This is a genomic window from Paracoccus sp. S4493 (genome assembly GCF_000967735.1).
Lineage (GTDB): Bacteria > Pseudomonadota > Alphaproteobacteria > Rhodobacterales > Rhodobacteraceae > Paracoccus > Paracoccus marcusii.
In genome coordinates this window covers 1-286 of the sequence record NZ_JXYF01000393.1, presented here as the reverse complement: position 1 = coordinate 286, position 286 = coordinate 1, and the positions used below count along the sequence as shown (strand labels likewise).

The following is a 286-nucleotide window of genomic DNA, read 5'->3' as shown; positions in this document are numbered from 1 at the left end:
CGGCCGGCATGACCCTGGCGGAACGCGAACAGACGACGACGCTGCTGTGCCGGCTGGCGGAAACGCGTGCCGTGGTGGTGGTCGAACACGACATGGATTTCGTGCGCCGCCTGAACTGCAAGGTGACCGTGCTGCACCAGGGGTCCGTGCTGGCCGAAGGCAGCCTGGACCACGTGACCCGCAATCCCGACGTCATCGACGTCTATCTGGGGCGATGAAATGATCGAGGCCAAGAATCTGACCCTGCATTACGGCGGCAGCCAGATCCTGCACGGGATCGACCTGG

Annotated in this window: 1 pseudogene; it reads left to right on the top strand. The window is 64.3% G+C overall.

Annotated elements, in window-relative coordinates:
* Window positions 1–218: pseudogene (locus tag TW83_RS17935) on the top strand (ABC transporter ATP-binding protein); the annotation flags it as partial.
* Window positions 219–286: the final 68 nt, after the last annotated feature.